Below are 26,016 nucleotides of genomic sequence, written 5' to 3'. Positions count from 1 at the left end.
CGAAAAATGTTAATCACAAGGCTAGATCCTCAGGTGTGAATGTCATCTTGAATGAACGGTAGGGGTTGAAATCACTCGGTTTCAGACCCTGCATTTCTGTCAATCGACCAATATTTTTAACTGCCGCCACCGCTGAGCTATCAAACGGCGCGTCTCCGCTGGACTTAAGGACACTGACCGAAGTCACTGTTCCGTCAGGCAACATCCCAATGTGCAACACAACGACCATGCCTTTTCTTGCTGAAGGCGGTCGAGCCCAGCCTTCGGCAGCGCGTGAACGTATCAGGTCATCAAAATTGCCCGCCGTCTCGTCGCCCTGCTCATCTGCCAACGCCTGTTGCCGTTCCGTTTTATCGGAAAGCAAATCAGCCAAGGCTGCGGCTTTTTGATCTTCATTCGATTTACGAGCAGCGTCTTGCTGTTTCTTGGCCGCATCGGCTGTGGACTTTTTCTTGGCGTCCGCTATGGCTTTCTTCTTCGCATCGTCAGCCGCTTTTTTCTTCGCGTCTTCCACTGCTTGTTTCTTCGCGTCGTCTGCAGCCTGCTTTTTAGCGTCGTCAACCGCGGCTTTTTTCGCGTCTTCTTCAGCTTTTTTCTTGGCGTCGTCTTCGGCTTTTTTCTTGGCTATATCCGCCGCTTGCTTCTCTTCAACTTTTTTAGCGTCCGCTACCTTTTTGGCTTCATCGGCTTTCTTGGCGTCGTCTGCCTTTTTCGCCTCAGCTTTGGCTGCGTCGGCTTTTTTCGACTCTTCAGCTTTTTGATCTTCGGCTTTTTGAGCCGCGTCTTCTGCGGTTTGTTCCGCAGCTTTCACAGCATCTTGTTTTAGCTGCTCGATTTTTTTCTTTTCCAACTGTTCGGTTTCAGTCTGTCGGGCGGCCGTTTTTTGCGCTTCACCAGCAATTTTCTGATTGGTCTGGACTGTTGCACGGCTTTTGGATTTCAGCTGATACAGGGTCGCTTGAACAATAGGCTTGGATTCCGGCAAATCCGGGGTCATGGCAAAGCTGACGAAGAGCATCCCAAATATCAGGATATGCAGGGCCACTGCCCAAACGCTAGGCCAGAAGAAGCTCTCCGAGGCGGACGGCTCTCGCTGTTGGTGCATCAGGGCGCCTCGGTAATCAGGCCAACATTACCGACCCCTGCTTTCTGCAGCCCACCCATTGCGCCCATTACAGAGCCGTAATCAACGGTTTTGTCGCCACGGATAAAGACCTGCGTCTGCTTGCCGCCTTCACGACCGGCCTTGATGATTTTGGTCACCGCGTCAGTCATCTGCGGCAAGGTCATGGCCTTGTCCTGCTGTTTTTCGGTATCGACTTCACTGCCAAGGTTCCAGTAATAGGTCTTGTCAGCTTTGATCGAAATGGTCAAAACCTGGGTGTTGTTGTCCTGCGGCAAGGCCTCACTGGAGACTTTGGGCAGATCGACTTTCACACCTTGGTTGAGCATCGGAGCGGTAACCATGAAGATGACCAGCAATACCAACATCACGTCGATGTAAGGCACTACGTTCATTTCGGCAACCGGCTTGCGGCGTTTGCGACGAACTCGAGCGATTAAAGCCATGAAGGATTACCTGCTCACTCTTCGCTGGTGTGCACTTTACGGTGCAGGATCGCCTGAAATTCATCGGCGAACGTGTAGTAACGATTGATCAACGTTTCGCTGCGAGCAGAGAAGCGGTTGTAGGCGATTACTGCGGGGATAGCGGCGAACAGACCAATAGCGGTAGCGACCAGAGCTTCCGAGATACCCGGCGCAACCGTCGCCAGAGTGGCCTGTTGCACAGTGGCCAGACCACGGAAGGAGTTCATGATCCCCCATACGGTACCGAACAGGCCGATATAGGGACTGGTGGAACCCACCGTCGCCAGAAACGGCAAACTCTGTTCGAGTTTTTCTTCTTCGCGAGAAATGGCGACGCGCATGGCCCGAGCCACACCTTCCATCACAGCATCAGGGTCGACGCCTGGCTGCTGACGCAGACGGGAGAACTCTTTAAAGCCTGCACGGAAGATTTGCTCAACACCCGAATCAGGGTCCGGGTTGCTGCCAGCCTGACGGTAGAGCTTGGACAGATCGATACCCGACCAGAAGCGCTCTTCAAAGCTCTCCAGTGCCCGACGAGCCGCGCGTATCATACTGCTACGCTGAAAGATCATGATCCAGGAGGTGATTGAAGCACCCACCAAAATCAGCATGACCAACTGAACAACGATGCTGGCATTGCTGACCATACTCCACATGGAGGAATGGTCGACTACGTTAGCTTCCACGCGCTATCTCCTGCTCTAAATGTGTACCCGCGCCGCCCTGGTCGGCAAAGGCCGCACGCAAAGCTTCGGGAATGGCCCGGGGTTTCAAACTGTCGGCGCGCACACACGCCACCAAAAACTTTCCTTCGCAAAGCAGCGTTTCGTCCGCAGCCAATCTGACCTGTTGACGAAATCGCAGGCTGGCGCGGTTCGACTCAATGACTTCAACGCTTATCAACAGCTCATCGTCCAATCGCGCCGGCTTGTGATAACGCGCCTCGCAGGAATGAACGACAAACAACAGATCGTCCCCTACCAGCTGCGACTGGGCAAAACCCAACGCTCGTAGCTGCTCGGTTCGAGCCCGCTCCATGAATTTCAAATAGTTAACGTAATAAACGATGCCGCCCGCATCGGTGTCCTCGTAATAAACGCGACAGCGATGGACGAATGACTGAACCCCGTTTTGCGCGCGCATACTCTAGTGCTTACTCCTCGGAATTCCAATCCGCCAGACAACTGTTTTTCATTTTTTGCCGCTTAATGTTGGTCTGATCAGCGCATCTGCCTGTCAGACCACCAAAACCCCGAATAAATCAGCACCTTGTGCGTTTTATTTAATCGTCTGCGTCATCAACAAAATCACTGGCGACGGGCATGTCGCCCATTCGCGATGGAATGTTCAATCCAAAGTGCAGGTACGCGTGTCGAGTGACGACCCGACCACGCGGGGTACGCATGATATAGCCTTGTTGGATCAAATAGGGTTCAAGAACATCTTCAATGGTATGGCGCTCTTCGCTGATGGCGGCAGCTAAGCTGTCGACACCCACCGGACCACCGTCAAACTTCTCGATCATCGTCAACAGCAGACGTCTGTCCTGGTGATCGAAGCCACGCTCATCGACATCGAGCAGGTTCAATGCCAGGTCAGCAGTTGCTTTTGAGATGTGACCGTTGCCCCGAACTTCTGCGTAATCTCGCACCCGACGAAGCAGTCGATTGGCGATTCGCGGCGTGCCCCGGGCACGACGGGCAATTTCAAAAGCGCCCTCTGCTTCAATCGGCAACCCCAGGATACCGGCCGAGCGGGTGACAATCGTGGCCAAGTCTGCGGTGTTATAGAACTCGAGACGCTGGACAATACCGAAGCGGTCACGCAACGGGTTAGTCAACATGCCTGCACGGGTGGTAGCCCCCACCAGCGTAAACGGCGGCAAATCCAGCTTGATCGAGCGCGCGGCAGGACCTTCGCCGATCATGATGTCAAGCTGGAAATCTTCCATGGCCGGGTACAGCACTTCCTCGACGATAGGCGAAAGCCGATGAATCTCGTCGATGAACAGCACGTCGTTGGGTTCAAGATTGGTCAGAATCGCTGCGAGATCACCTGGGCGTTCCAATACCGGCCCGGAGGTGCTCTTGATCGAGACGCCCATTTCTTGGGCAATGATATGCGCCAACGTGGTTTTGCCCAGACCGGGCGGTCCGAAAATCAACGTGTGGTCCAGTGCTTCGTTGCGGCCTCGCGCAGCTTGGATGAATAGCTCCATCTGCTCGCGCACCACCGGCTGACCAATATAGTCGGCCAAGCTCAGCGGACGAATTGCACGGTCCAATTGTTCATCCCGGTCGCGGCCGGTAGCGGTTATCAAGCGGTCAGCGTCGATCACTTAAGCCATTCCCTTCAAAGCACGTCGAATCAGGTCTTCGCTGCTCAAGTTTTTATCTTTGATCGCAGAAACCGCCTTACTGGCTTCCTGAGGCTTATAGCCCAGGGAAATCAAAGCGCTGACGGCATCGGATTCAGCACTGGCCACCTGTGGCGCTGCAGTAGGACCATTGGAGACCAAGGTGAAACTACCGGGTACCGATTCCCACGCTTTGAATCGATCCTTGAGTTCGACCAACAAGCGTTCGGCAGTTTTTTTGCCGACCCCAGGGATTCGAGTCAAGGCAGAAGTATCCTGCGCCTGAACGCAACGAACCAGCTCATCCACTTCCAGCCCCGACATCAGCGCCAACGCCAGTTTCGGACCTACGCCATTAAGACGAATCAGCTCACGAAACAGTTCACGCTCACGCTTTTCAAAAAAACCGTACAGCAGATGGGCGTCCTCACGAACCACCAGATGGGTGTGCAAGGTCACAGGCTCGCCCAAATGAGGCAGGCGATACAACGTACTCATCGGCACTTCCAACTCATAGCCGACGCCGTTGACATCCAGAACCAGATGCGGCGGCTGTTTTTCAACCAGAAAACCGCGTAACCGTCCAATCACGTATCAGATCCTTTCTTATGGTCAGCCGCAGCCATCAGGCTGACACAAATAATGGTCGCCATCATTACAGGAGTGACGCAACCATGGGAAAAAAGTTAAGCGAATGATGCATCAGAGACGCAAACGACCGCTGCGACTGCGGGCAGCACTTAATCCATGAGGAATAAGGCTCGAACGGGTGTGCGCATGACACAGCGCAATGGCCAGCGCGTCTGACGCATCAATCTGAGGTTTTTGGGTCAGCTTCAATAAATGCATGACCATCATCATCACCTGCTCTTTATTGGCCCCACCTGTTCCCGCCACTGCCTGCTTGACCTGTGTGGCCGTGTATTCAGCAATTTCCAGACTTTCTTCGGCGCCCGCCACAATCGCAGCGCCTCGCGCCTGCCCAAGTTTGAGCGCCGAATCGGCGTTACGCGCCATAAATACTTTTTCGATGCCCATGGTCACTGGACCGTACGTCTGAATGACTTCCCGAACGCCTCGATAGACAATTTGTAACCGTTCATGCAGCAGACCACTGCCGGTCCGAATACAACCCGATGCCACGTACACGCAGCCGCGGCCGGTGTCCCGCACTACGCCATAGCCGGTAATTCGCGAACCGGGGTCGATACCAAGGATAAGAGTCATAACGCCTGCAGCTTAAGAAGTGACGCACAATTAGCGCAGCATAAAGGCAGAAACCGGAAGCCGATAGCGATGTGAGTACCGCGGCTTCGCCCCTCCTGCTTCAAGAACGCACTGATAGCGATTGATCAGCCGAGCTGCTCCAGAACGTCGTCTGGAATTTCCGCATTGGAGTAGACGCTTTGCACGTCGTCCAGATCTTCAAGCATCTCGATCAACTTGAGCACTTTTTCTGCAGTGTCGAGATCAAGCACGGCACTCGTGGTGGGCAACATGACGATCTCTGCGTCGGCGGCCTTAAAACCTGCGGACTCCAGCGCATTACGCACGGCATAGAAACCGGTGAACGAGGTGAAGACGTCAATCGAGCCATCGTCGTTGCTCACCACATCATCGGCGTCCGCTTCCATCGCAGCCTCTATCAGGGCGTCTTCATCAACACCTGCCGCAAAAGAGATTTGCCCCTTGCGGTCGAAGAGATAAGCCACCGAGCCGTCGGTCCCGAGATTACCACCGCATTTGACGAACGCATGACGCACGGCCGCGGCAGTGCGGTTACGGCTGTCGGTCATGGTTTCGACCATAATCGCTACACCACCTGGACCGTAGCCCTCGTAGCCAAGCTCTTCGACATCATCACCTTCGGCAGCGCCGGCGCCACGGGCGACAGCACGATCGATGGTGTCACGGGTCATGTTGGCGCCCAACGCTTTGTCCAACGCCAGCCGCAAGCGTGGATTAGTGCCTGGATCGCCACCACCCTGACGTGCCGCGACGGTCAGTTCACGGATCCACTTGGTGAAAATCTTGCCTTTCTTGGCATCCTGACGCTCTTTGCGGTGCTTTATGTTCGCCCACTTAGAATGACCTGCCATCTCTCGCTCCGAATTCTTTTGAAACGCTCACACTTTTTGCCGGCTAAACGCGGGCAAAAGCTCAACTATTCTGTGGCCGGATGGATCGGGGCGCAGCAACACGGGCTTTCACCCAGGCAATGCGCCCCGCTCGGCTATTACTCAGCTTTTGGCTGTTCGCGCAAACGAATGTGCAGCTCACGCAGTTGCTTGGCATCAACCACGCCCGGTGCCTGGGTCATGACGTCAGCCGCGCTCTGGGTTTTCGGGAATGCGATCACTTCACGGATCGATTGGGCGCCGGTCATCAGCATCACCAGACGGTCAAGACCGAAAGCCAGGCCGCCATGGGGTGGCGCACCGTATTTCAGAGCATCAAGCAGGAAGCCGAATTTCTCTTGCTGCTCGTCTTCACTGATACCCAACAGACGGAACACCGCTTGTTGCATTTCCTTTCGGTGAATACGAATCGAACCGCCGCCCAACTCGGTACCGTTAAGGACCATGTCGTAGGCACGCGACAACGCCGTTGCCGGGTTGGCTTCGAGTTCTTCCGGGCTGCATTTGGGTGCAGTGAACGGATGGTGCAACGCAGTGAAGCTGCCGTCGTCGTTCTCTTCGAACATCGGGAAATCGACGACCCACATTGGCGCCCATTCACACGTGTGCAGTTTCAGGTCGTTACCGACGCGGATACGTAACGCGCCCAAGGCTTCGCTAACGATCTTGGATTTATCTGCACCGAAAAACACGATGTCGCCATCGACAGCACCAACGCGGTCGAGAATGACCTTGAGGTTTTCCTCAGGAATGAACTTGACGATTGGCGACTGCAGGCCTTCGGCGCCTTTGGCGCGATCGTTGACCTTGATATAAGCCAAGCCCTTGGCGCCGTAGATGCTGACGAACTTGGTGTAGTCGTCGATCTGGCTACGCGGCATGCTGGCGGCGCCGGGTACTCGCAACGCGGCAACACGGCCTTTCGGATCGTTGGCCGGGCCACTGAACACCTTGAATTCTACGGCACTCAACTGGTCGGCAACGTCTACCAGTTCCAGCGGATTACGCAGGTCCGGCTTGTCGGAGCCATAACGGCGCATGGCTTCGGCGAAGGTCATGTGCGGGAATTCACCGAACTCCAGGTCCAGGACTTCCTTGAACAACTGACGGATCATCTTTTCAGTGATGCCGATGATATCGGCCTCATTGAGGAAGCTGGTCTCGATGTCGATCTGAGTGAATTCCGGCTGACGGTCAGCGCGCAGGTCTTCGTCGCGGAAGCACTTGGCAATTTGGTAATAACGATCAAAGCCGGCAACCATCAACAGCTGCTTAAACAGCTGCGGCGATTGCGGCAAAGCAAAAAAGCTGCCTGGGTGTGTGCGGCTAGGCACTAAATAGTCGCGAGCGCCTTCCGGCGTTGCGCGAGTCAGAATCGGCGTCTCGACATCGAGGAAGCCGTTCTCATCCAGGTAGCGACGGATGCTGGTGGTAACACGCGAACGCAGACGCAGCTTTTCAGCCATTTCTGGACGGCGCAAATCAATGAAGCGATAGCGCAGACGCGTCTCTTCGCCCACGTCAGAGAATTCGTTCAGTGGGAACGGCGGGGTTTCCGATTCGTTCAACACTTCAAGCTCATAGCCCAACACTTCAATAGCGCCAGAAGCCATGTTCGCGTTTACTGCGCCTGCTGGACGCGCACGGACCTTGCCGGTGACTTTGACCACGTATTCGCTGCGCACGCGGTCGGCGGCGGCGAAGGTGTCAGCGCGATCAGGGTCGAACACCACCTGAGCCAAGCCTTCACGATCACGGATATCGAGGAAAATAACCCCGCCGTGGTCGCGACGGCGGTGAACCCATCCGCAAAGGGTAATTTCCTGACCTTCCAGGCTCTCGTTCAGTTGGCCGCAATAATGGCTGCGCATCATGATGGTGTTTTCACTTCTCGTAATTCGGAATTCGGTGGAGCCCTTGCCCTTCGCTTTCGCTCAAGAACCCTGGCGTGCAGTTCAACCCGACGGCCTGCGCCCCGTAGTAAGGCGGGGGATTATATAGGGTAAATTGACGCAGTGCAGCCGCACGAACTGATCGCCACGACATAAGTGTACTGCCCATGGCGAACCCCTGCCGAACCCACGCCCCCGACAGGCCCAAGCGCCACCGTTACGCGGGTGACATGACTATCGATTCGGCCTTTAAAAGGTAAGCCACACAGACCACCCGGATCAGCCCACTAAAATTTTTCACGCCACCATGGCGCAGATGCACTTCACGATCGACGTACGACAGTACCGCGTTAACTGAACAACTATTGGCGCGGGCAATATTGGCGAGAATATTCCAATACACCTCCTCCAGACGCAAGCAGGTGGCTAATCCATTCAAGCGAACGGACTTGGAATGAGGCCGCGCAAGATTCATATTAAAATCCTCTACAAAAGGATCATCTTGTATCTTCCCGTAACGACTGAACTCTTTATTTTGATACCCACTGCGCTGAACCATTATCGACTCTCCCCTGAATTATTTAACAATTCCCTTGAGCACAAACAAATGCAAAATCCACTTGCATGTAAAGCCAATGAACGGTTTCTAGCCAGTAGAAGAAGCACTTCAAACCTGTAGGACACAGCGACATTTCTACGAGGATTGTAGAAACTCGAAAATCGTTAACTCAAATCATTCAGGCGTGTGTCATCAATAGTTATATTTTAACTGCCAAGACACGGGGAGCACCATCGACGGCTGCGGCGAGGCACCAAGCAGGCTGAGCGCCAGCCGCGGATGGCAGAGGCCAAGCGAGACTGAGGGCGAAACAAACCCAATGCGACGGCATTAGGCGATGCGAGTGACATTGAGGTGTCACTCGCGAACGTTTATTACTTTGTTTCAAGTAGCGAGCGAAGCATCCATGCAGTCTTTTCATGAACTTGCATACGTTGGGTCAACAGATCGGCAGTTGGCTCATCACTCACTTTATCGACCAGAGGAAAAATGCTGCGGGCGGTACGTGAAATCGCTTCTTGCCCTTGGACCAATTGCTTGATCATGTCTTCAGCACTTGGTACCCCTTCCTCTTCTTTAATAGAAGTCAAACGCGCGTAAGCGGCGTAAGTGCCGGGAGCCGGAAAGCCCAACGCACGGATTCGCTCAGCGACCAGATCTACCGCCAGTGCAAGTTCGTTATATTGCTCTTCGAACATCAAATGCAGGGTGCGGAACATTGGACCGCTGACGTTCCAGTGAAAGTTGTGGGTCTTCATATAAAGCACATATGTATCCGCCAATAGACGAGAAAGACCGTCCACAATTTCTTTGCGATCTTCTTCGTTGATACCGATATCGATTGCCATGCTTTTCCCCTTTATATGATGGTGTTACGTGACACGTGCAGGACCACTCTACCAAGAGAACCGAAGCAACGCAGCCATCGATTGGGCTATCGCCTGCGACAAAAAGGTCGCAGGGAAGCACATACCATCTGCGCCGCGGGCCGAACGACAAGCGTTCTCGTCATTTTTTGAAACTGATGCTTACGATCCAGACAGCACCTAAGAGAGGCTAAGCCTTGCCGCTCTAGATCGGGCATCGGCGGAGTAATACGGCCTTACTTTAACGGATCCGCCGAGCGCCACCGAGGTTGCGCCAAGCGCTTGATTTGAGTAGCCCCCAGCTTTGCTGTTAAATACACGCGTGTCGCTACTGACCTGCCGTTTTTGAAGTAGTGCATAGGCTGACCCACCGTCCGTGCAGCACGCCTCCTTTTATTTAGAAGCGTACCGAGCGTAATCAGCTATTTCCTCGTAATCCGTCTCAATGTGAGTTATCAAAATGTTAAAAATCGTCCACCTGCTAACGGGAGCAGCAGCCCTGCTGCTTTCCTTCATCCCTAGCCTGCGTAGTGAAGCGCTGTCTACGTACCTTCTGCAACCCGATGCTCTTTATCTGGCGCTTTTCGGTTTACTCAACCTGGTACTTGCTCCAGTAATTCCCTACTGGAACCGGGGCACACGTCATCAGCTACAAAACCTGGTCAGCGCGTTGCTCGTGCTCGCCGTCATCCTCCAAACGTTGACCCTGCTTGTTCCGCTACAAACTATTGCTGGCCAACCGGCGATCATCGTCAGCTTGCTCAGTGTCTTCATCGCCGTGGTGCTGCATCTGGCCGTCAGCTTCTACCAATCGTCACCCTCACCCTCCGCCCTTAGCCACGATATGACCAACCGCGATACCGGGACCGTCAAGTGGTTCAACACGTCCAAAGGGTTCGGGTTTATCTCCCGAGACTCCGGCGACGATATTTTCGTGCACTTCCGTGCCATTCGCGGCGAAGGCCACCGCGTTCTGGTAGAAGGTCAGCGCGTGGAATTCTCTGTAATGAACCGCGACAAAGGTCTGCAGGCTGAAGATGTAATCGCAGCCCTGCCGCGCCGCTAACACCCAACGCGTCACCAGAAAGACAAAACCCGCGTCTCTCAAGAGAGCGCGGGTTTTTTGTCGCATAGTGAAAAGCGCCTCAATAATGCGGCGGCGGAGCGTCTTCCTCGAATGTATCGAACTGACTGCCCATTTCTTCCTGACGCTTGAGCAGCGCGGCCATCTGTAACTGCAGGCGCTCAACCACACGCTGCTGGCTGACCAGCACATCGTTCAGCGACTGGATCGTGTCATCCTGAAAAGCCTGCCGACTTTCCAATTCGTTAATACGTTGCTCAAGGCTCATGCCCGCTCCTCTTCAAAACGAAAATCAGTCATCAACACGTCCCGCAACCGGTGACGAACGGCCGCGAGTTCTTCACGACTGTAAGGTTTTGCAGGGTGCTTACCCCAAACAGGCGCAGGCCAAGCGGCATCGTTGCGGAAGCGGACGACAACATGCACATGGAGTTGGCTGACGACATTACCCAGCGCGGCCACATTGAGCTTATCGGCACTAAAGGACTCGTTGAGCAGCTGCGCTAGCACAGTGGCTTCTTGCCAAAGCTGCAATTGATCGGATGCTTCCAGCTGAAACAACTCACTGATACCCGGCCGACGCGGTACAAGAATGAACCACGGGTAATTCGAATCGTTGGATAACAACAAACGGCACAACGGAAAGTCTCCGATAGCCACTGTATCTTGCGCAAGACGCGGATCTAAAACGAACACCGCAGACCTCCTGATCAATCGGTTGATTTTGTGCTTTTTTTTGAGGCGAGAAACACCCCCGAGCAATGCCGAGCAGGATACTCGGGTATGGATTATCGATTACGGGCAATCGGTTGTCATAGACTAGTAGATAACGTCCAACAATCTGACACGCTACACCCCCTAATGAACACCTCCATGCACCAGCACAGCACGCAATCAGCAGGTTTGCACCGCTATGGATCAATTTCCCCTCCGAGCGCAAACTGAGCAACACCTCTTTAACAATCCTCAGGCTCAGGGTGCAAGTGGCGCGTTTGCGGCTAACCGTCGTTTTGAATAAAAAAACACCGTTCACCCGCTGGCTAGCGCCTTATCACCAATCACCCAAGCCCAACATCAAGCATCTCAACCTCCCAACGCACCAAAACGACTCACATCTCGTCGACAGCAGTGCTACCTCATCCGCCGTTTACCCATTTCTAACGTCACTCAGGTAACGCTTTGGGGATATTCTTCCTGGCCAATGGCCTTTTGTGAAATTTTCATGTCGCAAAAAAAATAAAAAATATCGTTAAAAAACAAATAGTTAAGAAATATATTCATTGGCGGATTGACCAAATGTGAAAAAAAAGTAAATGCTTAGGAACTTTGTGCACGGTTGTTGCTATGACTCACATAAGAGTTTGAAGAGCCACCGGTGTTAAAAGCGGAGCTTTGAAAACGAAAAAAAACGGAAGCGTTGGATGCAAAGGAGTGTTTTTGAATGGCTGCTCATAGATTGTTTCTACCTATGCTCAAGCCTTCAAAAAGCACTGTTGTAGTTACGGAGCTTGATAGCGGGAAGCTACGTGATTGCGACATGGACAACCTACATTTGCGACAAGGCCGTAAAGATAACGAAAGGATAGGTTTGCAACTATCGCCAACATGGTCAGCGTGATATAAGTTTGCGCCGACACAAAAAACGAAAGAGCCTCCCAGATAAAAAAACAGGTGGGATGGCGGTAACTTATTAAAAACCAAAGGAGCAAGTCACGATGAAAGTGATGAAGTGGAGCGCAATCGCCTTAGCAGTTACTGCGGGTATGACTCAATTGGCATCGGCGGCAGCATTCGTCACTGACCAAGCTGACGCAAAGGGTTTTGTAGAAGACACAACACTGAACGTGTTGCTGCGGAACTACTACTTTAACCGTGACAACAAAAACGGCGCTCATGACTCCGTTGACTGGACTCAAGGCTTCCGGGGCAACTTGAGCTCTGGCTTCACCCAGGGCACTGTAGGTTTTGGCGTTGACGCATTCGGCTACCTCAGCGTTAAGCTGGACGGCGGCGACGGCACTACCGGCACTAACAACACTGCTTTGAGCGCTAATGGCAAGACTCAGGACAGCATGGGCAAAGCGGGCGCAGCACTGAAAATCCGCGTATCGAAAACCCTGTTGGAAATCGGTCAGCAACAACCGACTACTTCACCTGTATTCGCTGTAGGCGGCTCGCGCGTTCTGCCGCAAACCGCTACTGGTATCTCGTTGATGAGCAGCGAGATCAAGGGCCTGGACGTAGAAGCAGGTCACTTCACTTCGGCATCCAGCGAAAGCCAGATGAACAGCAACGGTGAATTGTGGTCCGAGTACGGCACCATTGCTGGTGCACACGCCAAGTCTATGAATTACGTCGGCGGCAAGTACGCAATCAGTGACAGCCTGTCGGCCTCCCTGTACGCAGGCAAGCTGGAAGACATCTGGAACCAGTACTACACCAACGTGAACTACGTACTGCCAATCACTGACACTCAGTCAGTGGCATTTGACTTCAACTACTACCTCACTCGCGATACCGGCGACGCAAAACTCGGCAACATCGACAACAACTCGTACTCGTTGCAAGCCGCTTATTCGTTCATGACTGCGCACACCGTAACTCTGGCGTTCCAGAAAGTTAACGGTAACACGCCGTTCGACTACGTCGGTGTGGGTGACAACGACCGTGGTGCGGATTCAATCTTCCTCGCCAACTCCATCCAGTACTCCGACTTTAACAGCCCGGGTGAAAAATCGGCTCAGGTCCGTTACGACATCAACATGGCGTCCTACGGCGTTCCTGGTCTGAGCTTCATGACCCGTTACGTTTACGGTTGGGATATCGACTACAGCAAAGTTAACCCAACTGGCGGCTACGGCGGTTACTACAGCGCCACTGCTACCGACGTATCGCACCACGAGACCAACCTGGAAGCCAAGTATGTTCTCCAGACAGGTCCAGCGAAGAACCTCTCGTTCCGTATCCGTCAAGCTTGGCACACTGCCGATGCTGGCCAGATCGACGGCGACACCAAAGAGTTCCGCCTGATCGTCGACTACCCGATCTCGATCTTGTAATCGCAGTCAGCTAACTCGTTTCAAAAAAAACCCGGCTGATGCCGGGTTTTTTTATGGGTTAAAAATCCCATTATCCCGACTTTGCTACCTCGCCCTGCCCTGTACGCGACCGGATCACCACCGTACAATGCCGGGTCATTTCTAGTCTCAGCAACCGACAACGGCCTACCATGCGCACCAGTCAATATTTGCTCGCCACACAGAAAGAAACACCTTCCGACGCAGTCGTCGTCAGCCACCAGCTAATGCTGCGTGCCGGCATGATTCGTAAACTCGCTTCGGGCCTCTATACCTGGCTCCCCATGGGTTTGCGCGTTTTGCGCAAGGTCGAAGCTGTCGTTCGCGAAGAAATGAACGCCGCGGGTGCGCTTGAAGTGTTGATGCCAGGCATCCAGCCCGCAGAATTGTGGCAAGAGTCCGGCCGCTGGGAGCAGTACGGCCCCGAATTGCTGCGCATGAAAGACCGACATGATCGTGAGTTCTGCGCGGGTCCGACCCACGAAGAAGTCATCACCGATCTGGCGCGCAATGAGCTAAATAGTTACAAGCAGCTGCCGATCAACATGTATCAGATCCAAACCAAATTCCGCGATGAAATTCGTCCACGCTTCGGTGTAATGCGCGGACGCGAATTCATCATGAAAGATGCGTACTCATTCCATGTTGATCAGGCTTCATTGCAAGCCACCTACGATCGCATGCACCTGGCGTACTGCAATGTTTTCACACGCTTGGGCCTGAAATTTCGCCCGGTTGAAGCGGATAACGGCTCGATTGGCGGCGCTGGCTCCCACGAATTCCACGTACTTGCCGAGTCTGGCGAAGACGACATCGCGTTCAGCGACAGCTCCAATTACGCCGCCAATATCGAGAAAGCCGAAGCCGTTCCTCGTGAACAGTCGCGTCAGGCACCCACGCAAGCGATGCGCCTGGTCGATACACCACATGCAAAAACCATTGCGCAGTTGGTTGAGGGTTTCAATCTGCCCATCGAAAAAACCATCAAGACCCTGGTGGTGCACGCGGCAGAAGAAGGCAAGCTGATTGCGCTGATCATTCGTGGCGATCACGAGCTCAACGAAATTAAAGCGGCAAACCTGCCCCAAGTTGCCAGCCCTTTGGTTATGGCCTCTGAATCCGAGTTGCGTGACGCCATTGGCGCTGGCGCCGGTTCCCTCGGTCCTTTGAATCTGCCGTTGCCCTGCGTCATTGATCGCTCCGTCGAACTGATGAGTGACTTCGGCATTGGTGCCAACATCGATGACAAGCACTATTTCGGCGTCAACTGGGAGCGCGACCTGCCTGTTCCAGCGGTAGCCGACTTGCGTAACGTTGTGGCTGGCGACCCAAGCCCGGATGGCAACGGTACGTTGGAAATCAAACGCGGCATTGAAGTCGGGCACATCTTCCAGCTCGGAACCAAATACAGCGAAGCCCTGAAATGTCAGGTACTCGGAGAAAACGGCAAACCCGTAACGTTGTCCATGGGCTGCTACGGGATTGGTGTTTCTCGCGTGGTGGCTGCCGCCATCGAACAGAACAACGACGCAAACGGGATCATCTGGAATGATGCGTTGGCACCCTTCCAGATCGCGCTTGTGCCATTGCGCTATGAAACCGAAGCGGTTCGCGAAGCCACCGACACGCTGTATGCCGAATTGACCGCAGCTGGTTTTGAAGTACTGCTGGATGATCGCGACAAAAAAACCAGTCCGGGCAACAAGTTCGCTGACATGGAACTGATCGGCATCCCGCACCGCATCGTCGTCAGTGATCGTGGTCTGGCCGAAGGCAATCTTGAATACAAGGGCCGTACCGAAGCGGCGCCACAAGCACTGCCTGTCGCCGATGCACTGTCCTTTCTTCAGGCCCGTATCCGCCGATAAAAACCGAAGGCGCGCACGCCATAACGTGCGCGCCCCGGCTATCTGCGCATATCGAGGCAAGATACGCCCCCTCATCAAGAGATCACATGCTCAAGCGAAGTTCCTTAAGCCTGCGCTGCGCTGCACTTTGCGGCACTTTATTCGTGAGTGGTTGCGCCAATCATTTGTCGCAACGTAGCGAACATGAAGAACGCGTCGAGCGAAAATTGCTTGAGCACACACTGCAAATCGACATCGGCGAACCCACGTTGCTGGAGTTACCGCAACGCCGGGTACGAATCAACGAACAGAAGACGTTCGAAGTCACAGAATTCGAAGTCACCCGCAACTATGATCGCTACACGCCTTATCAGCCTTGGCGCGAATTGTATGAAGTCCCGCTGGGCGCTGTGGCCCTGGTCGCCGGCACCGGCGCCAACATTCTCAATGTGTTCATGCTCGGCCACTTGCCGGGCACGGTGACCAAAGACTGGATCGACTACGGCGTCGCCGGAATCAATCCATTCATGAATGTGCAGTCCCATGGACGAGCGCAACAGAACCTCGCCAGCATCGATGAAATTCAGCACGACAAGCGCACCGAACGCACCAGCCTTCCCTGGAGTGAACGCCCGGTCAACGTTAATGCAGGCGCCAAAACCTTTACGTTGACGACTGATCACAACGGCGTATTGCGCCTGAACCTGTTGGACACCCCGTTTGCCGAGCAAGACCTCACTCACCTCGCCCGCCTACAGATCAACGTCGAGGATGAGCAGGACAGTGTTCGAGCCGATGCCACCTTACCGATCAGCACTTCGTTGAGGGGCAAACTGCTCCAAGCGCATGCGTTGATTTACGACGACCTTGAAGAGGATGGCGTCAGCCAGTGGGTTTATCGAGTCAAACGTCTTTCACAATTGGGTCTAGAGGAAGAGGCCAGCGAACTGGAACAAAACCTGATTGAACTGACCCACAACGATCCAGAGCTTCAAAAGCAACTCCTCAAATCGTTGACGCGAGACGCAGGCCGCTTGGTTGCCGACCCTGAAGCAGACGACTAAAGCGTGAACAATTCCAACTGCTCATGGGCACCCCGCAGGTCTAGCAAGCGTACACCAATGCCCAGCAAACGAACCGGCTTGCCGCCGCGCGCAAAAGCCTGAGTCAGCAACTGCTCAAAACTCTCAAGATCACGCCCTGCCCCAGACTGCTCAAGAGTGGTCTGAGTAAAATCGTGAAACTTCACTTTAACGAACGGCTTGCCAGCTCGGTAACCGTCACCGATTCGAGCCATTCGCCCTGCGAGGGTTTCGAGCAGGTCAGGGAGTTTTGCCAGGCAACTGGTCAGATCAGGCAAATCTGCATCGTAGGTATTTTCGACACTAACCGACTGACGGCGACTGTCGTTTTGCACCGGCCGCTCATCAATACCTCGTGCCAAATTCCACAACCGTTCACCGAATGTGCCAAATTCGCGCATCAGGGCCAATTTGTTCCAATCGCGCAGATCAGTGCAACTGACAATGCCCAATCGTCCCATCTTGTCCGCAGTCACCTTGCCGACTCCGTGAAGCTTGGTGACCAGCAAGGTCGCGACAAAGTCCTCCACTTGGTCCGGGGTGATGACAAACAGACCGTTAGGTTTTTTCCAGTCACTGGCGATTTTAGCCAGAAATTTATTGGGCGCTACCCCAGCCGATACCGTGATATGCAATTGATTGGATACTCGACGGCGAATATCCTGAGCCATTCGAGTAGCACTCCCACCAAAAAGGCCGCTTTCAGAAACATCTAGAAAGGCTTCATCTAACGACAAAGGCTCGATCTGATCGGTGTAATCACGAAAGATCGTCTGGATCTCGCGAGAGGCTTCTTTATAAGCCTCCATCCGCGGCTTGACTATGGTCAGGTCCGGGCACAGCTTCAGCGCATGCCGAGACGACATCGCTGAGCGCACTCCATAGGCCCGCGCCTCATAGTTACAGGTCGCAATCACCCCCCGGCGGTCCGCCGAACCACCCACCGCCAACGGCTTGCCGGCTAAGCGGGGATCGTCGCGCATTTCGATAGCGGCATAAAAGCAGTCACAGTCGACGTGGATGATTTTGCGCTGCGTCATGGGGTGTAGGTTTGGAGGCTATGGGCCGAGCAGTATCTCACCGAGATGGGACGCTGGCATCCACGATGCTACACGGGACGTGCGAAAGCGCCGAAATAGCTCTGGAAATATGCTCACACGACCGCACGCCAAGGCCCATGCCCATTTATTGACAGCTGCATCGTAGCTAAGCAGTTGAAGGAAAAGCATTTTTTTAGAATTAACCATTGACAGCCAGCGGTTCCGCTGTAGAATGCCGACACACAGACGCGGGATGGAGCAGTCTGGTAGCTCGTCGGGCTCATAACCCGAAGGTCGTCGGTTCAAATCCGGCTCCCGCAACCAAACATCAAAAAAGGCTACTCGAAAGAGTGGCCTTTTTTGTATCTGCAATTTGACACCCTCTTCCTACCAGGCAACGCATAACTAATTGAGTTTTAAATTAGGAGCTGCCGAAGGCTGCGATTCGACCCTGCCAGGAAACGTATTGCGCCTAACAAGCCCGCTAACATCGATAACCTAACCGTCCGGTCAGCTCATTTTCAGTTATTTATCATTTGTTTAGCTTTATTGATTGACACTCAGCCATTCGGCTGTAGAATGCCGCCACACAGACGCGGGATGGAGCAGTCTGGTAGCTCGTCGGGCTCATAACCCGAAGGTCGTCGGTTCAAATCCGGCTCCCGCAACCAAACATCGAAAAAGGCTGCTCGAAAGAGTGGCCTTTTTTGTGCTTGCCGGAAAGGCTCAGGAACAGTAGCCCAAAAAGCTTGTCAGAAATGTCGATCCCAAGGATGGTGTCGATAGGTGTCTACCGTCGGTTAAAGTATCGACTGAAACGAATCCGCTACATTCGCTCGTTAAACTATGACGCGCTAATATTTCGAAAATATTTTTTGCGTAGGGATTGGTAACTTGTCTGTATACCTCCATCCTGTCGCGCACGATCCAAGGAGTGATTGATGCGCGCCTCGTCCGAAGAAACCAATGAAGCTGTCACGGTTCCCCATCCGATCGCGCCCGCGCGCCTGCGGTGGCTGGAGCTGCTGAGCAAATATCGCCAGCCTTTAGGGCTCGCAGTGACATTGTTGCTATTCACCATCGCACTGATCGCCTGCCGCCATCTGTTGAGCGAACTCGATCTTTATGCGCTACACGACTCATTGCTGAGCGTTCCAAAGCCCGCACTGGCCGGCGCGTTTGCCGCAGCAGTTGTCGGTTTTATCGTGCTGCTCGGTTATGAGTGGTCGGCAAGCCGATACGCCAACATTACACTGCCCACGAAGACCTTGATCCTTGGCGGATTTACGGCGTTCGCCATTGGCAACGCTGTCGGGCTGTCTTTGCTTTCAGGAGGCTCTGTTCGTTATCGGCTGTATGCACGCCATGGGTTAGGTGCGGCAGAAGTCGCACGCATGACTTTATTTGCCAGTCTTTCATTGGGTTGCGCCCTGCCCCCGCTGGCCGCGCTGGCCACGCTGAGTAATTTACCTGCTGCCTCTGCCGCCTTGCACCTGTCCATCACGCTCCTGGCCGTAGTCGCTATCAGTATCCTGTTACTCAGCGCTTTATTGGCAGTCGGCATTTATCGCCGGCGCCTGCCGGAGCAGCCAATCCCCCACAACCTGCTGGTTCGTGCCGGACGCCGAACTATCCGCCTGCCAGGCCTGCGCCTGACCTTGATGCAGTTGGTCATTACTGCATTGGACGTCGCCGCCGCCGCGACAGTGCTTTATTTGCTGTTACCCGACGCGCCTCCCTTTGGCGCGTTCGTGCTGGTTTATCTGTTGGCATTAGCTGCAGGGGTACTGAGTCATGTGCCAGGTGGCGTCGGCGTGTTCGAGGCGATTCTGCTCGCCGCGTTTGCCGACCAATTAGGTTCTGCACCACTGGCTGCGGCCTTGTTGCTCTATCGCCTGATCTATGTGGTATTGCCTCTGCTGCTAGCCTGTCTGGCATTGCTGTTCACCGAAGCACAACGCTTGCTGCCCACCCGCCAAGCGATGCGCGTGGCGTCGGGTCTGGCTGCACCGATCTTGGCCCTGCTGGTTTTTCTGTCGGGTGTGGTCCTGCTGTTTTCCGGCGCCACGCCAGAAATCGACTCACGCCTGCGGCACCTCGGGTTTTTAATCCCGCATCGCTTGATTGACGCGTCCCACTTCGGCGCGAGCCTGATCGGCGTCCTGTGCTTGCTGTTGGCTCAAGGTTTACGCCGCCGCCTTTCTGCCGCCTGGATGCTGACTACCGTGCTGTTAGTGGTCGGCGCCTTGCTGTCGGTGCTTAAAGGGTTTGATTGGGAGGAGGCATCCCTACTGGTCTCTACGGCCATCTTGCTGGCGATCTTCCGTCGCTCGTTCTATCGCCAAAGCCGGCTGCTTGAGCTTCCGTTCTCACCGCTGTACCTGGTCGCCAGTGTGTGCGTGCTTGCCGCGTCGATTTGGTTGCTGTTGTTTGCCTACCAAGACGTGCCTTACAGCCAAGAGCTTTGGTGGCAATTCACGCTTAACTCCGATGCACCGCGCGCCTTGCGGTCTGCGCTGGGCAGCGCGGTATTGTTAGTGGTCGTCTCGTTGACTTGGCTGCTGCGTACCGCGCGTCCGGTGATTACGCTGCCCAATGTCGAGGAACTGGCTAAGGCCGCACAAATCGTGAATGCTTCCGACCAGCCGGACGGAGGGCTTGTATTGACCGGTGACAAGGCGCTGCTCCTTCACCCTAGTGGTAAGGCGTTTATGATGTACGCCCGCCGTGGTCGAAGCCTGGTGGCACTGTACGACCCTATCGGACCTACGCAGCAACGCGCCGAGCTGATCTGGCAATTCCGCGACCTGTGCGATCTGCACCATGCGCGACCCGTGTTTTACCAGGTGCGCGCAGAGAATCTGCCCTTCTATATGGACATCGGCTTGACCGCGATCAAGCTGGGTGAAGAGGCACGGGTCGACTTGCAGCGTTTCGACATTGAGTCGAAGGGCAAAGAGATGAAGGACCTGCGTTACACCTGGAACCGGGGCGGTCGAGACGGCTTGTCGCTGGAGATTTATGAAGTCGGTCAGGCCCCCCTGGACGAACTGAAGGTAATCTCCGACGCATGGCTTACCGGCAAGAACGTCCGTGAGAAGGGCTTCTCGCTTGGCCGCTTCAGCGCAGCTTATTTAAAACATTTCCGCATCGCGATTATCCATTTCGAAGGTAAGCCAGTAGCATTCGCCAACTTGCTGGAAACCTCCAGGCACGAACTGGCCAGCCTGGACCTGATGCGGGCCCACCCGGATGCGCCGAAGCTGACCATGGAGTTCATGATGGTTGGCCTGATTTTGCATTACAAAGAACAGGGCTACGGGCGCTTCAGCCTGGGAATGGTGCCGCTGTCGGGCCTGCAACCACGTCGCGGCGCCCCCCTGACCCAACGGCTTGGGTCGATGGTCTTTCGCCGTGGCGAACAGCTGTACAATTTCCAAGGTCTGCGCCGTTTCAAAGATAAATTCCAGCCCGACTGGGAACCCCGCTATATGGCCGTACCCGCCGGACTTGATCCGCTCGTGGCACTGGCTGACACCGCCGCCCTGATTGCGGGCGGCCTGACTGGATTGGTGAAACGCTAATGATTCAACGCTACTGGCGCTTTTTGCTCGCAGCCCTGATTGTTCTCGCACTGGTACTTGGCTTTTGGCTGTGGAACCGCCCAGCTCCTCAGCCGGTTCTCGAACACCTGACCTTGGAAGATGGTACGGCGCTGATCCATGTTTCGCCCGGTACTCAGCCCAAAGCTCGGGTTGGCCTTGCTGCGCTTGCCGATGAAGGGTTAACCGACAAACAGCTGCTGGCGCTGAGCCAAGACGGTAACGCCGAAGTCGTTCAAGTCACGCTGCCCAAGGATGATTGCGCGCTGCAGGATAAAACCCTAACAGCCGCACTGACGAAATTAGACGGTCCAGCAACGCTGGTAGGCGGCGTTGGACCGGGCGCGACCCTGGCTTGGCGCTGGCTGGCAGGGCAAAACGATGACAATGCAAAAGCGGTATCGGTAGGTTTTAGCCTTGACCCACCTGCGTGCGTAGACAACGTGCCAAAAAGCGCAGCGCACGGTCACTGGTTAGTTGCTTGGAACGATGGACCAGACGACGCTGCCGCTACCCTGGTGCGTGATCAGCCCAACGCTGAAAACAGCATCAGCGACTACGATGTGCACCTGCCGCAACTATTCAACAGCCAACTGCGCCAACAATTGGTCCAGGATGACCAGAGCGGCGGTTTGAAAATCCCCGTAGTCGAAGTTCCGGCTGGAACAACCACCGACACCGTGACACTTTTCCTGTCAGGCGATGGCGGCTGGCGTGACCTTGACCGTGACGTGGCGGGGGAAATGGCCAAAAAGGGCTATCCGGTGGTTGGTATCGATACGCTGCGCTACTACTGGGAGCATAAAACGCCCGAGCAAACCGCTCTGGATTTAGCCGAACTGATGGATCACTACCGCCAGAAATGGGGTACTAAACGTTTCGTACTGATGGGTTATTCGTTCGGTGCCGATGTACTACCCGCCATTTATAACCGCTTGGCGCCGGATGAGCAAAAGCGTGTTGATTCCATCGTCTTGTTGGCTTTCGCGCGCACTGGCAGCTTTGAAATTCAGGTTGAAGGCTGGCTAGGTACAGCAGGTAAAGAAGCACCTACCGGTCCCGAGATGGCTAAGCTGCCCCCTGAAAAAGTGCTGTGCGTGTATGGCGCCGAAGAAACAGCTGAAAGTGGCTGCACCGAAACAACCGCCGTGGGCGAAAAGCTCATGTTGCCCGGCGGCCACCACTTCGATGAGAACTACCCCGCACTGGCCAAACGCATGACTGATGCTATTGATAAGCGGCGAGGGACAGGGCCGAAGGCATGAAGTTTAGCGGCAAACTTCAAGCTGCAAGCCTCAAGTAAAGAGCGGCAAGGATAGAAACTTGCCGCTTGTAGCTTACAACTTACCGCCACTCCTCCCTTACATCTCTACTTGGGTACCCAGCTCAATCACCCTGTTGAACGGCAGGTTGAAGAACCGCAGGTTACCGTTGGCGTTCTTCAGCATGAAGGCGAACAACGCCTCACGCCAACGCGCCATACCGTCCAGCTTGGAGGCAATGATCGTCTCGCGGCTGAGGAAGTAGGTGGTGCGCATCGGGGCAAAGTCCAGTTCAGCCAGATGGCACAGCTTCAGAGCAGCCGGTACGTCTGGCTCATCGATGAAACCAAAGTGCAGCACCACACGGTAGAAGCCCTCGCCATAAGCTTCGACTTCAAACCGTCGGCTCGCCGGCACCCGGGGAGAATCTTCATACACCACTGTTAGCAGGACTACTTGCTCGTGCAACACCTGGTTGTGCAACAGGTTATGCAATAAAGCATGCGGCACCGCATCAGGACGGGCAGTCAGAAACACCGCTGTGCCTTGCACTCGATGAGGCGGCTGTACGCGAATGCTGCTGATGAAGATGGGGAGAGGCAGACCACCCTCCTCCAATCGCTCGACCAACAGTTGTTTACCGCGTTTCCAGGTCGTCATCAGAATGAACAACACTATTCCCGCCAATACAGGAAACGCCCCGCCCTGAGCTATTTTCGGCACGTTAGCGGCGAAGAACAGCCCGTCGACCAGCAGAAAACAAAGCAGAACCGGTACTGCCAAGAGCGGTGGCCATTTCCACAACAACAGAACGACCGCCGCCACCAGAATCGTCGTGATCAGCATTGTTCCTGTGACCGCAACACCGTAGGCCGAGGCCAGCGCCGTGGAGGATTCAAAACCGAGCACCAACAAGATCACACCTATCATCAGTGACCAGTTCACCGCGCCAATGTAAATCTGGCCCTGTGAAGAACTGGAGGTGTGTTGAACGTGCATCCGGGGAATGTAACCCAGTTGAATGGCCTGAAGCGTCATGGAGAACGCCCCCGATATGACTGCTTGCGAAGCGATCACGGTGGCCAAGGTCGACAAAAAGACCAGTGGCACCAGCGCCCAGCTCGGCGCCAACAGATAAAACGGGTTACGTGCGGCTTCAGGATTGTCGAGCAGCAGTGCGCCTTGGCCGAAGTAGTTCAACACCAACGCCGGCAACACCAGCGCGAACCAAGCGCGAGCGATGGGCTTGCGACCGAAGTGCCCCATGTCGGCATACAGTGCTTCAGCGCCCGTCAGTGACAGAACGACTGCGCCCAGAATGGTGACGCCAATGCCCGGATGAGCCACAAAGAACCGCACCGCCCAAATTGGGTTAAGCGCTTTGAGCACTTCGGGGTTCTGCATGATTCCGTAGACACCCAGCGCTGCCAGGACCAGGAACCAAATAACCATCACCGGACCGAACAAAATTCCGATCCGCGCCGTACCGTGCCGCTGAATCAGAAATAATCCCACCAGTACGACCAGCGACAGCGGCACAACCCAGTGCTCGACGCCTTTGAACGCGAGTTCCAGACCCTCTACCGCAGACAATACCGAAATGGCCGGGGTAATCATGCTGTCGCCATAGAAAAGCGCAGCACCGAACAAACCGAAGACCACCAACGTACTGCGCAATTTCGGATACGAAATGGACGCCCGACGCGCCAGCGCGGTCAGCGCCATAATTCCGCCTTCGCCCTGGTTATCCGCACGCAGAATGAACAACACGTACTTAAGCGAAACCACCCAAATCAGCGACCAGAAGATCAGCGCCAGAATACCAAGCACACCCACATGGTCGACTTGAACCCCATACCCCCCAGTAAATACCTGCTGAAGGGTATACAACGGGCTGGTGCCGATATCGCCGTAGACCACCCCGACGGCTGCAATCAACAAACTCAACGGCTTTGCCGGATGATGCTCCGCCTCTACCTGACTAATTGCCTGACCCATTAACCACTCCTACCACCAAGACCTGGGCCTCAAAAACACATTGATGTGTTTGAGCAAGCTCCGTTTTTACAAACACTGATTAACGCCATCGCCATGATTGGACGCAACGCCGCGAAGCATAGCGCAGCACTCGTCGTAATTCTCTGCATAAAGCTGGTCAATCTACGGTCCCACCGCTAGAATTGCGCACTTTTTGATCAGAGGCGCACCAAGCGCCCGTCGACGCCCCGGCCATTTGCCCGGCGTCAGCCCAATGCCGAGGTTCGCCATGTCCACCGTCACCACGCCTTCCGCCCCTAAGGTTGGCTTCGTTTCACTGGGTTGCCCAAAGGCCCTGGTCGATTCCGAGCGCATCCTTACCCAGTTGCGCATGGAAGGCTACGAAATCGTCGCCACCTACCAAGACGCCGACGTGGTGGTGGTTAACACCTGCGGATTTATCGACACCGCCAAAGCTGAATCACTGGAAGTCATCGGCGAAGCCCTCGCTGAAAACGGCAAGGTGATTGTCACCGGCTGCATGGGCGTCGAAGAAAGCGCGATTCGTTTGGTCCACCCAAGCGTGCTGTCCGTCACCGGGCCGCAACAATACGAACAAGTGGTCATGGCCGTTCACGACGCCGCGCCGCCTAACCTCAATCACAACCCGCTGATTGATCTGGTGCCGCCGCAAGGCATCAAACTGACGCCGCGCCACTACGCCTACTTGAAGATTTCCGAAGGCTGCAACCACAGTTGCAGCTTCTGCATCATCCCGTCCATGCGCGGCAAACTGGTCAGCCGCCCGGTGGGCGATGTCTTGGACGAAGCTCAGCGCCTGGTCAAGTCCGGCGTAAAAGAGCTGTTGGTCATTTCTCAAGACACCAGCGCTTATGGCGTCGACATCAAGTACCGCACCGGTTTCTGGAATGGCCAACCCGTGAAAACACGGATGACGGAACTCTGCGAAGCCCTCAGCTCGCTGGGTGTTTGGGTGCGCCTGCACTACGTTTACCCTTACCCCCACGTCGACGAGCTGATTCCGTTGATGGCGGCCGGTAAAATCCTGCCGTACCTGGACATTCCGTTTCAGCACGCCAGCCCGCGTATCCTCAAGGCCATGAAACGCCCAGCCTTCGAAGATAAAACCCTGGCGCGGATCAAAAACTGGCGTGAAATCTGTCCGGATTTGGTCATCCGGTCGACCTTTATCGTCGGCTTTCCCGGGGAAACCGAAGAAGACTTCCAGTACCTGCTTGAATGGCTGACCGACGCGCAACTCGACCGCGTGGGCTGCTTCCAGTATTCCCCGGTAGAAGGCGCCTCTGCCAACGCCTTGGGCGATCACGTTCCGGACGACATCAAACAAGACCGCTGGGACCGCTTCATGGCGCACCAGCAGGAAATCAGCGCCGCTCGCCTGCAGATGAAAGTCGGCCGGGAAATCGAAGTACTGGTGGATGAAGTGGACGAAAACGGCGGTGCTGTGGGCCGCTGCTTCTTCGATGCCCCGGAAATCGACGGCACCGTGTACATCGACAGCGACCAAGACCTTAAGCCGGGCGATAAAGTAATGTGCCGGGTGACCGAAGCTGACGAGTACGACTTGTGGGCTGAAACCATCTAATCGGTTTCCCTGCA

22 protein-coding genes and 2 tRNA genes are annotated in these 26,016 nt (G+C 54.8%); 9 read left to right on the top strand and 15 right to left on the bottom strand.

The features are described 5' to 3' along the window. Nucleotides 1-13 precede the first annotated feature (13 nt). From tolA to RHM59_RS24800, 11 genes are all read right to left on the bottom strand, one after another. Nucleotides 14-1,105 (bottom strand): cell envelope integrity protein TolA, encoded by a 1,092-nt coding sequence (tolA, locus tag RHM59_RS24850; protein WP_322285642.1) that lies wholly within the window; start codon nt 1,103-1,105, stop codon nt 14-16. After that, nucleotides 1,105-1,560, bottom strand: coding sequence for a protein TolR (gene tolR, locus RHM59_RS24845; protein ID WP_322170801.1), 456 nt, complete (start codon nt 1,558-1,560; stop codon nt 1,105-1,107). Before tolR ends, tolA begins: the two co-directional genes overlap by 1 nt. A gap of 23 nt (nt 1,561-1,583) precedes the next feature. Further along, nucleotides 1,584-2,279 carry a protein TolQ gene (gene tolQ, locus RHM59_RS24840; RefSeq protein ID WP_322168140.1) on the bottom strand — a complete coding sequence of 232 codons (696 nt, stop codon included), beginning with the start codon at nt 2,277-2,279 and terminating at the stop codon, nt 1,584-1,586. Next, the gene (ybgC, locus tag RHM59_RS24835) at nt 2,269-2,736 is read right to left on the bottom strand and encodes a tol-pal system-associated acyl-CoA thioesterase (RefSeq protein WP_322285641.1); all 468 of its coding nucleotides are present in this window, start codon (nt 2,734-2,736) and stop codon (nt 2,269-2,271) included. Before ybgC ends, tolQ begins: the two co-directional genes overlap by 11 nt. 139 nt (nt 2,737-2,875) lie before the next feature. Beyond that, nucleotides 2,876-3,931 (bottom strand): Holliday junction branch migration DNA helicase RuvB, encoded by a 1,056-nt coding sequence (gene ruvB, locus RHM59_RS24830; protein WP_322168138.1) that lies wholly within the window; start codon nt 3,929-3,931, stop codon nt 2,876-2,878. Next, a complete protein-coding gene (gene ruvA / locus RHM59_RS24825) occupies nt 3,932-4,540 on the bottom strand; it encodes a Holliday junction branch migration protein RuvA (protein ID WP_322168137.1) in 609 nt (202 codons plus the stop codon). A gap of 111 nt (nt 4,541-4,651) precedes the next feature. Next, nucleotides 4,652-5,176, bottom strand: a complete 525-nt coding sequence (gene ruvC, locus RHM59_RS24820) for a crossover junction endodeoxyribonuclease RuvC (RefSeq protein ID WP_299833790.1) — start codon at nt 5,174-5,176, stop codon at nt 4,652-4,654. Between the two features lie 125 nt (nt 5,177-5,301). Further along, entirely contained in the window at nt 5,302-6,048 is a 747-nt protein-coding gene (locus tag RHM59_RS24815; RefSeq protein WP_322285640.1) for a YebC/PmpR family DNA-binding transcriptional regulator, read from the bottom strand. Nucleotides 6,049-6,185: 137 nt separating this feature from the next. Beyond that, entirely contained in the window at nt 6,186-7,961 is a 1,776-nt protein-coding gene (gene aspS / locus RHM59_RS24810) for an aspartate--tRNA ligase (protein ID WP_322285639.1), read from the bottom strand. Nucleotides 7,962-8,196: 235 nt separating this feature from the next. Further along, entirely contained in the window at nt 8,197-8,538 is a 342-nt protein-coding gene (locus RHM59_RS24805; RefSeq protein ID WP_322168134.1) for a ribbon-helix-helix domain-containing protein, read from the bottom strand. 374 nt (nt 8,539-8,912) lie between these two features. After that, complete coding sequence (locus tag RHM59_RS24800) at nt 8,913-9,386, bottom strand: Dps family protein (protein WP_322168133.1); 474 nt, start codon at nt 9,384-9,386, stop codon at nt 8,913-8,915. Nucleotides 9,387-9,864: 478 nt separating this feature from the next. Between RHM59_RS24800 and RHM59_RS24795 the strand changes: the two genes are divergently transcribed. Then, on the top strand, nt 9,865-10,470 hold the full coding sequence (locus RHM59_RS24795; RefSeq protein WP_322168132.1) for a cold-shock protein: 606 nt from the start codon (nt 9,865-9,867) through the stop codon (nt 10,468-10,470). Nucleotides 10,471-10,549: 79 nt separating this feature from the next. On the opposite strand, the gene RHM59_RS24790 is transcribed toward RHM59_RS24795, so the two are convergent. Further along, nucleotides 10,550-10,756, bottom strand: coding sequence for a SlyX family protein (locus RHM59_RS24790; RefSeq protein ID WP_299833777.1), 207 nt, complete (start codon nt 10,754-10,756; stop codon nt 10,550-10,552). Then, nucleotides 10,753-11,184, bottom strand: a complete 432-nt coding sequence (locus tag RHM59_RS24785) for an HIT domain-containing protein (protein ID WP_322168131.1) — start codon at nt 11,182-11,184, stop codon at nt 10,753-10,755. Before RHM59_RS24785 ends, RHM59_RS24790 begins: the two co-directional genes overlap by 4 nt. 1,019 nt (nt 11,185-12,203) lie before the next feature. Between RHM59_RS24785 and RHM59_RS24780 the strand changes: the two genes are divergently transcribed. The 3 genes from RHM59_RS24780 (at nt 12,204) to RHM59_RS24770 (ending at nt 16,476) form a co-directional block, all read left to right on the top strand. Continuing rightward, a complete protein-coding gene (locus tag RHM59_RS24780; RefSeq protein ID WP_322168130.1) occupies nt 12,204-13,547 on the top strand; it encodes an OprD family porin in 1,344 nt (447 codons plus the stop codon). Between the two features lie 170 nt (nt 13,548-13,717). Next, nucleotides 13,718-15,433, top strand: coding sequence for a proline--tRNA ligase (locus RHM59_RS24775; protein WP_322168129.1), 1,716 nt, complete (start codon nt 13,718-13,720; stop codon nt 15,431-15,433). Between the two features lie 86 nt (nt 15,434-15,519). Next, nucleotides 15,520-16,476 (top strand): hypothetical protein, encoded by a 957-nt coding sequence (locus RHM59_RS24770; protein ID WP_322285638.1) that lies wholly within the window; start codon nt 15,520-15,522, stop codon nt 16,474-16,476. Here the strand turns inward: RHM59_RS24770 and dinB are convergent. Continuing rightward, nucleotides 16,473-17,534, bottom strand: a complete 1,062-nt coding sequence (gene dinB, locus RHM59_RS24765) for a DNA polymerase IV (protein WP_322285637.1) — start codon at nt 17,532-17,534, stop codon at nt 16,473-16,475. The genes RHM59_RS24770 and dinB overlap by 4 nt on opposite strands. A gap of 247 nt (nt 17,535-17,781) precedes the next feature. Between dinB and RHM59_RS24760 the strand changes: the two genes are divergently transcribed. The 4 genes from RHM59_RS24760 to RHM59_RS24745 all read left to right on the top strand — a co-directional run bounded on the left by RHM59_RS24760 (nt 17,782) and on the right by RHM59_RS24745 (nt 22,401). Further along, nucleotides 17,782-17,858: transfer RNA gene (locus RHM59_RS24760), tRNA-Met, on the top strand. Between the two features lie 270 nt (nt 17,859-18,128). Then, nucleotides 18,129-18,205: transfer RNA gene (locus RHM59_RS24755), tRNA-Met, on the top strand. Between the two features lie 270 nt (nt 18,206-18,475). After that, entirely contained in the window at nt 18,476-21,118 is a 2,643-nt protein-coding gene (mprF, locus tag RHM59_RS24750) for a bifunctional lysylphosphatidylglycerol flippase/synthetase MprF (RefSeq protein WP_322168126.1), read from the top strand. Beyond that, a complete protein-coding gene (locus tag RHM59_RS24745; protein ID WP_322285636.1) occupies nt 21,118-22,401 on the top strand; it encodes a virulence factor family protein in 1,284 nt (427 codons plus the stop codon). The genes mprF and RHM59_RS24745 overlap by 1 nt, the downstream gene beginning before the upstream one ends. A 96-nt stretch (nt 22,402-22,497) precedes the next feature. Here the strand turns inward: RHM59_RS24745 and RHM59_RS24740 are convergent, their stop codons facing one another. After that, a complete protein-coding gene (locus RHM59_RS24740; RefSeq protein WP_322285635.1) occupies nt 22,498-24,396 on the bottom strand; it encodes a potassium transporter Kup in 1,899 nt (632 codons plus the stop codon). A gap of 268 nt (nt 24,397-24,664) precedes the next feature. On the opposite strand from RHM59_RS24740, the gene rimO reads away from it, so the two are divergent. After that, a complete protein-coding gene (gene rimO, locus RHM59_RS24735) occupies nt 24,665-26,002 on the top strand; it encodes a 30S ribosomal protein S12 methylthiotransferase RimO (protein ID WP_322168123.1) in 1,338 nt (445 codons plus the stop codon). Nucleotides 26,003-26,016 lie beyond the last annotated feature (14 nt).

This window comes from Pseudomonas sp. MH10, assembly GCF_034353045.1.
GTDB lineage: Bacteria > Pseudomonadota > Gammaproteobacteria > Pseudomonadales > Pseudomonadaceae > Aquipseudomonas.
This window is presented reverse-complemented; position numbering and strand designations above follow the sequence as displayed.

Excerpts from the sequence above, each read along its gene's own strand:
- tolA (WP_322285642.1), bottom strand. The coding sequence starts at position 1,105 with ATGCACCAACAGCGAGAGCCGTCCGCCTCGGAGAGCTTCTTCTGGCCT.
- ybgC (WP_322285641.1), bottom strand. The coding sequence starts at position 2,736 with ATGCGCGCGCAAAACGGGGTTCAGTCATTCGTCCATCGCTGTCGCGTT.
- ruvC (WP_299833790.1), bottom strand. The coding sequence starts at position 5,176 with ATGACTCTTATCCTTGGTATCGACCCCGGTTCGCGAATTACCGGCTAT.
- RHM59_RS24815 (WP_322285640.1), bottom strand. The coding sequence starts at position 6,048 with ATGGCAGGTCATTCTAAGTGGGCGAACATAAAGCACCGCAAAGAGCGT.
- aspS (WP_322285639.1), bottom strand. The coding sequence starts at position 7,961 with ATGATGCGCAGCCATTATTGCGGCCAACTGAACGAGAGCCTGGAAGGT.
- RHM59_RS24805 (WP_322168134.1), bottom strand. The coding sequence starts at position 8,538 with ATGGTTCAGCGCAGTGGGTATCAAAATAAAGAGTTCAGTCGTTACGGG.
- RHM59_RS24800 (WP_322168133.1), bottom strand. The coding sequence starts at position 9,386 with ATGGCAATCGATATCGGTATCAACGAAGAAGATCGCAAAGAAATTGTG.
- RHM59_RS24795 (WP_322168132.1), top strand. The coding sequence starts at position 9,865 with ATGTTAAAAATCGTCCACCTGCTAACGGGAGCAGCAGCCCTGCTGCTT.
- RHM59_RS24790 (WP_299833777.1), bottom strand. The coding sequence starts at position 10,756 with ATGAGCCTTGAGCAACGTATTAACGAATTGGAAAGTCGGCAGGCTTTT.
- RHM59_RS24780 (WP_322168130.1), top strand. The coding sequence starts at position 12,204 with ATGAAAGTGATGAAGTGGAGCGCAATCGCCTTAGCAGTTACTGCGGGT.
- RHM59_RS24775 (WP_322168129.1), top strand. The coding sequence starts at position 13,718 with ATGCGCACCAGTCAATATTTGCTCGCCACACAGAAAGAAACACCTTCC.
- RHM59_RS24770 (WP_322285638.1), top strand. The coding sequence starts at position 15,520 with ATGCTCAAGCGAAGTTCCTTAAGCCTGCGCTGCGCTGCACTTTGCGGC.
- dinB (WP_322285637.1), bottom strand. The coding sequence starts at position 17,534 with ATGACGCAGCGCAAAATCATCCACGTCGACTGTGACTGCTTTTATGCC.
- mprF (WP_322168126.1), top strand. The coding sequence starts at position 18,476 with ATGCGCGCCTCGTCCGAAGAAACCAATGAAGCTGTCACGGTTCCCCAT.
- RHM59_RS24745 (WP_322285636.1), top strand. The coding sequence starts at position 21,118 with ATGATTCAACGCTACTGGCGCTTTTTGCTCGCAGCCCTGATTGTTCTC.
- RHM59_RS24740 (WP_322285635.1), bottom strand. The coding sequence starts at position 24,396 with ATGGGTCAGGCAATTAGTCAGGTAGAGGCGGAGCATCATCCGGCAAAG.
- rimO (WP_322168123.1), top strand. The coding sequence starts at position 24,665 with ATGTCCACCGTCACCACGCCTTCCGCCCCTAAGGTTGGCTTCGTTTCA.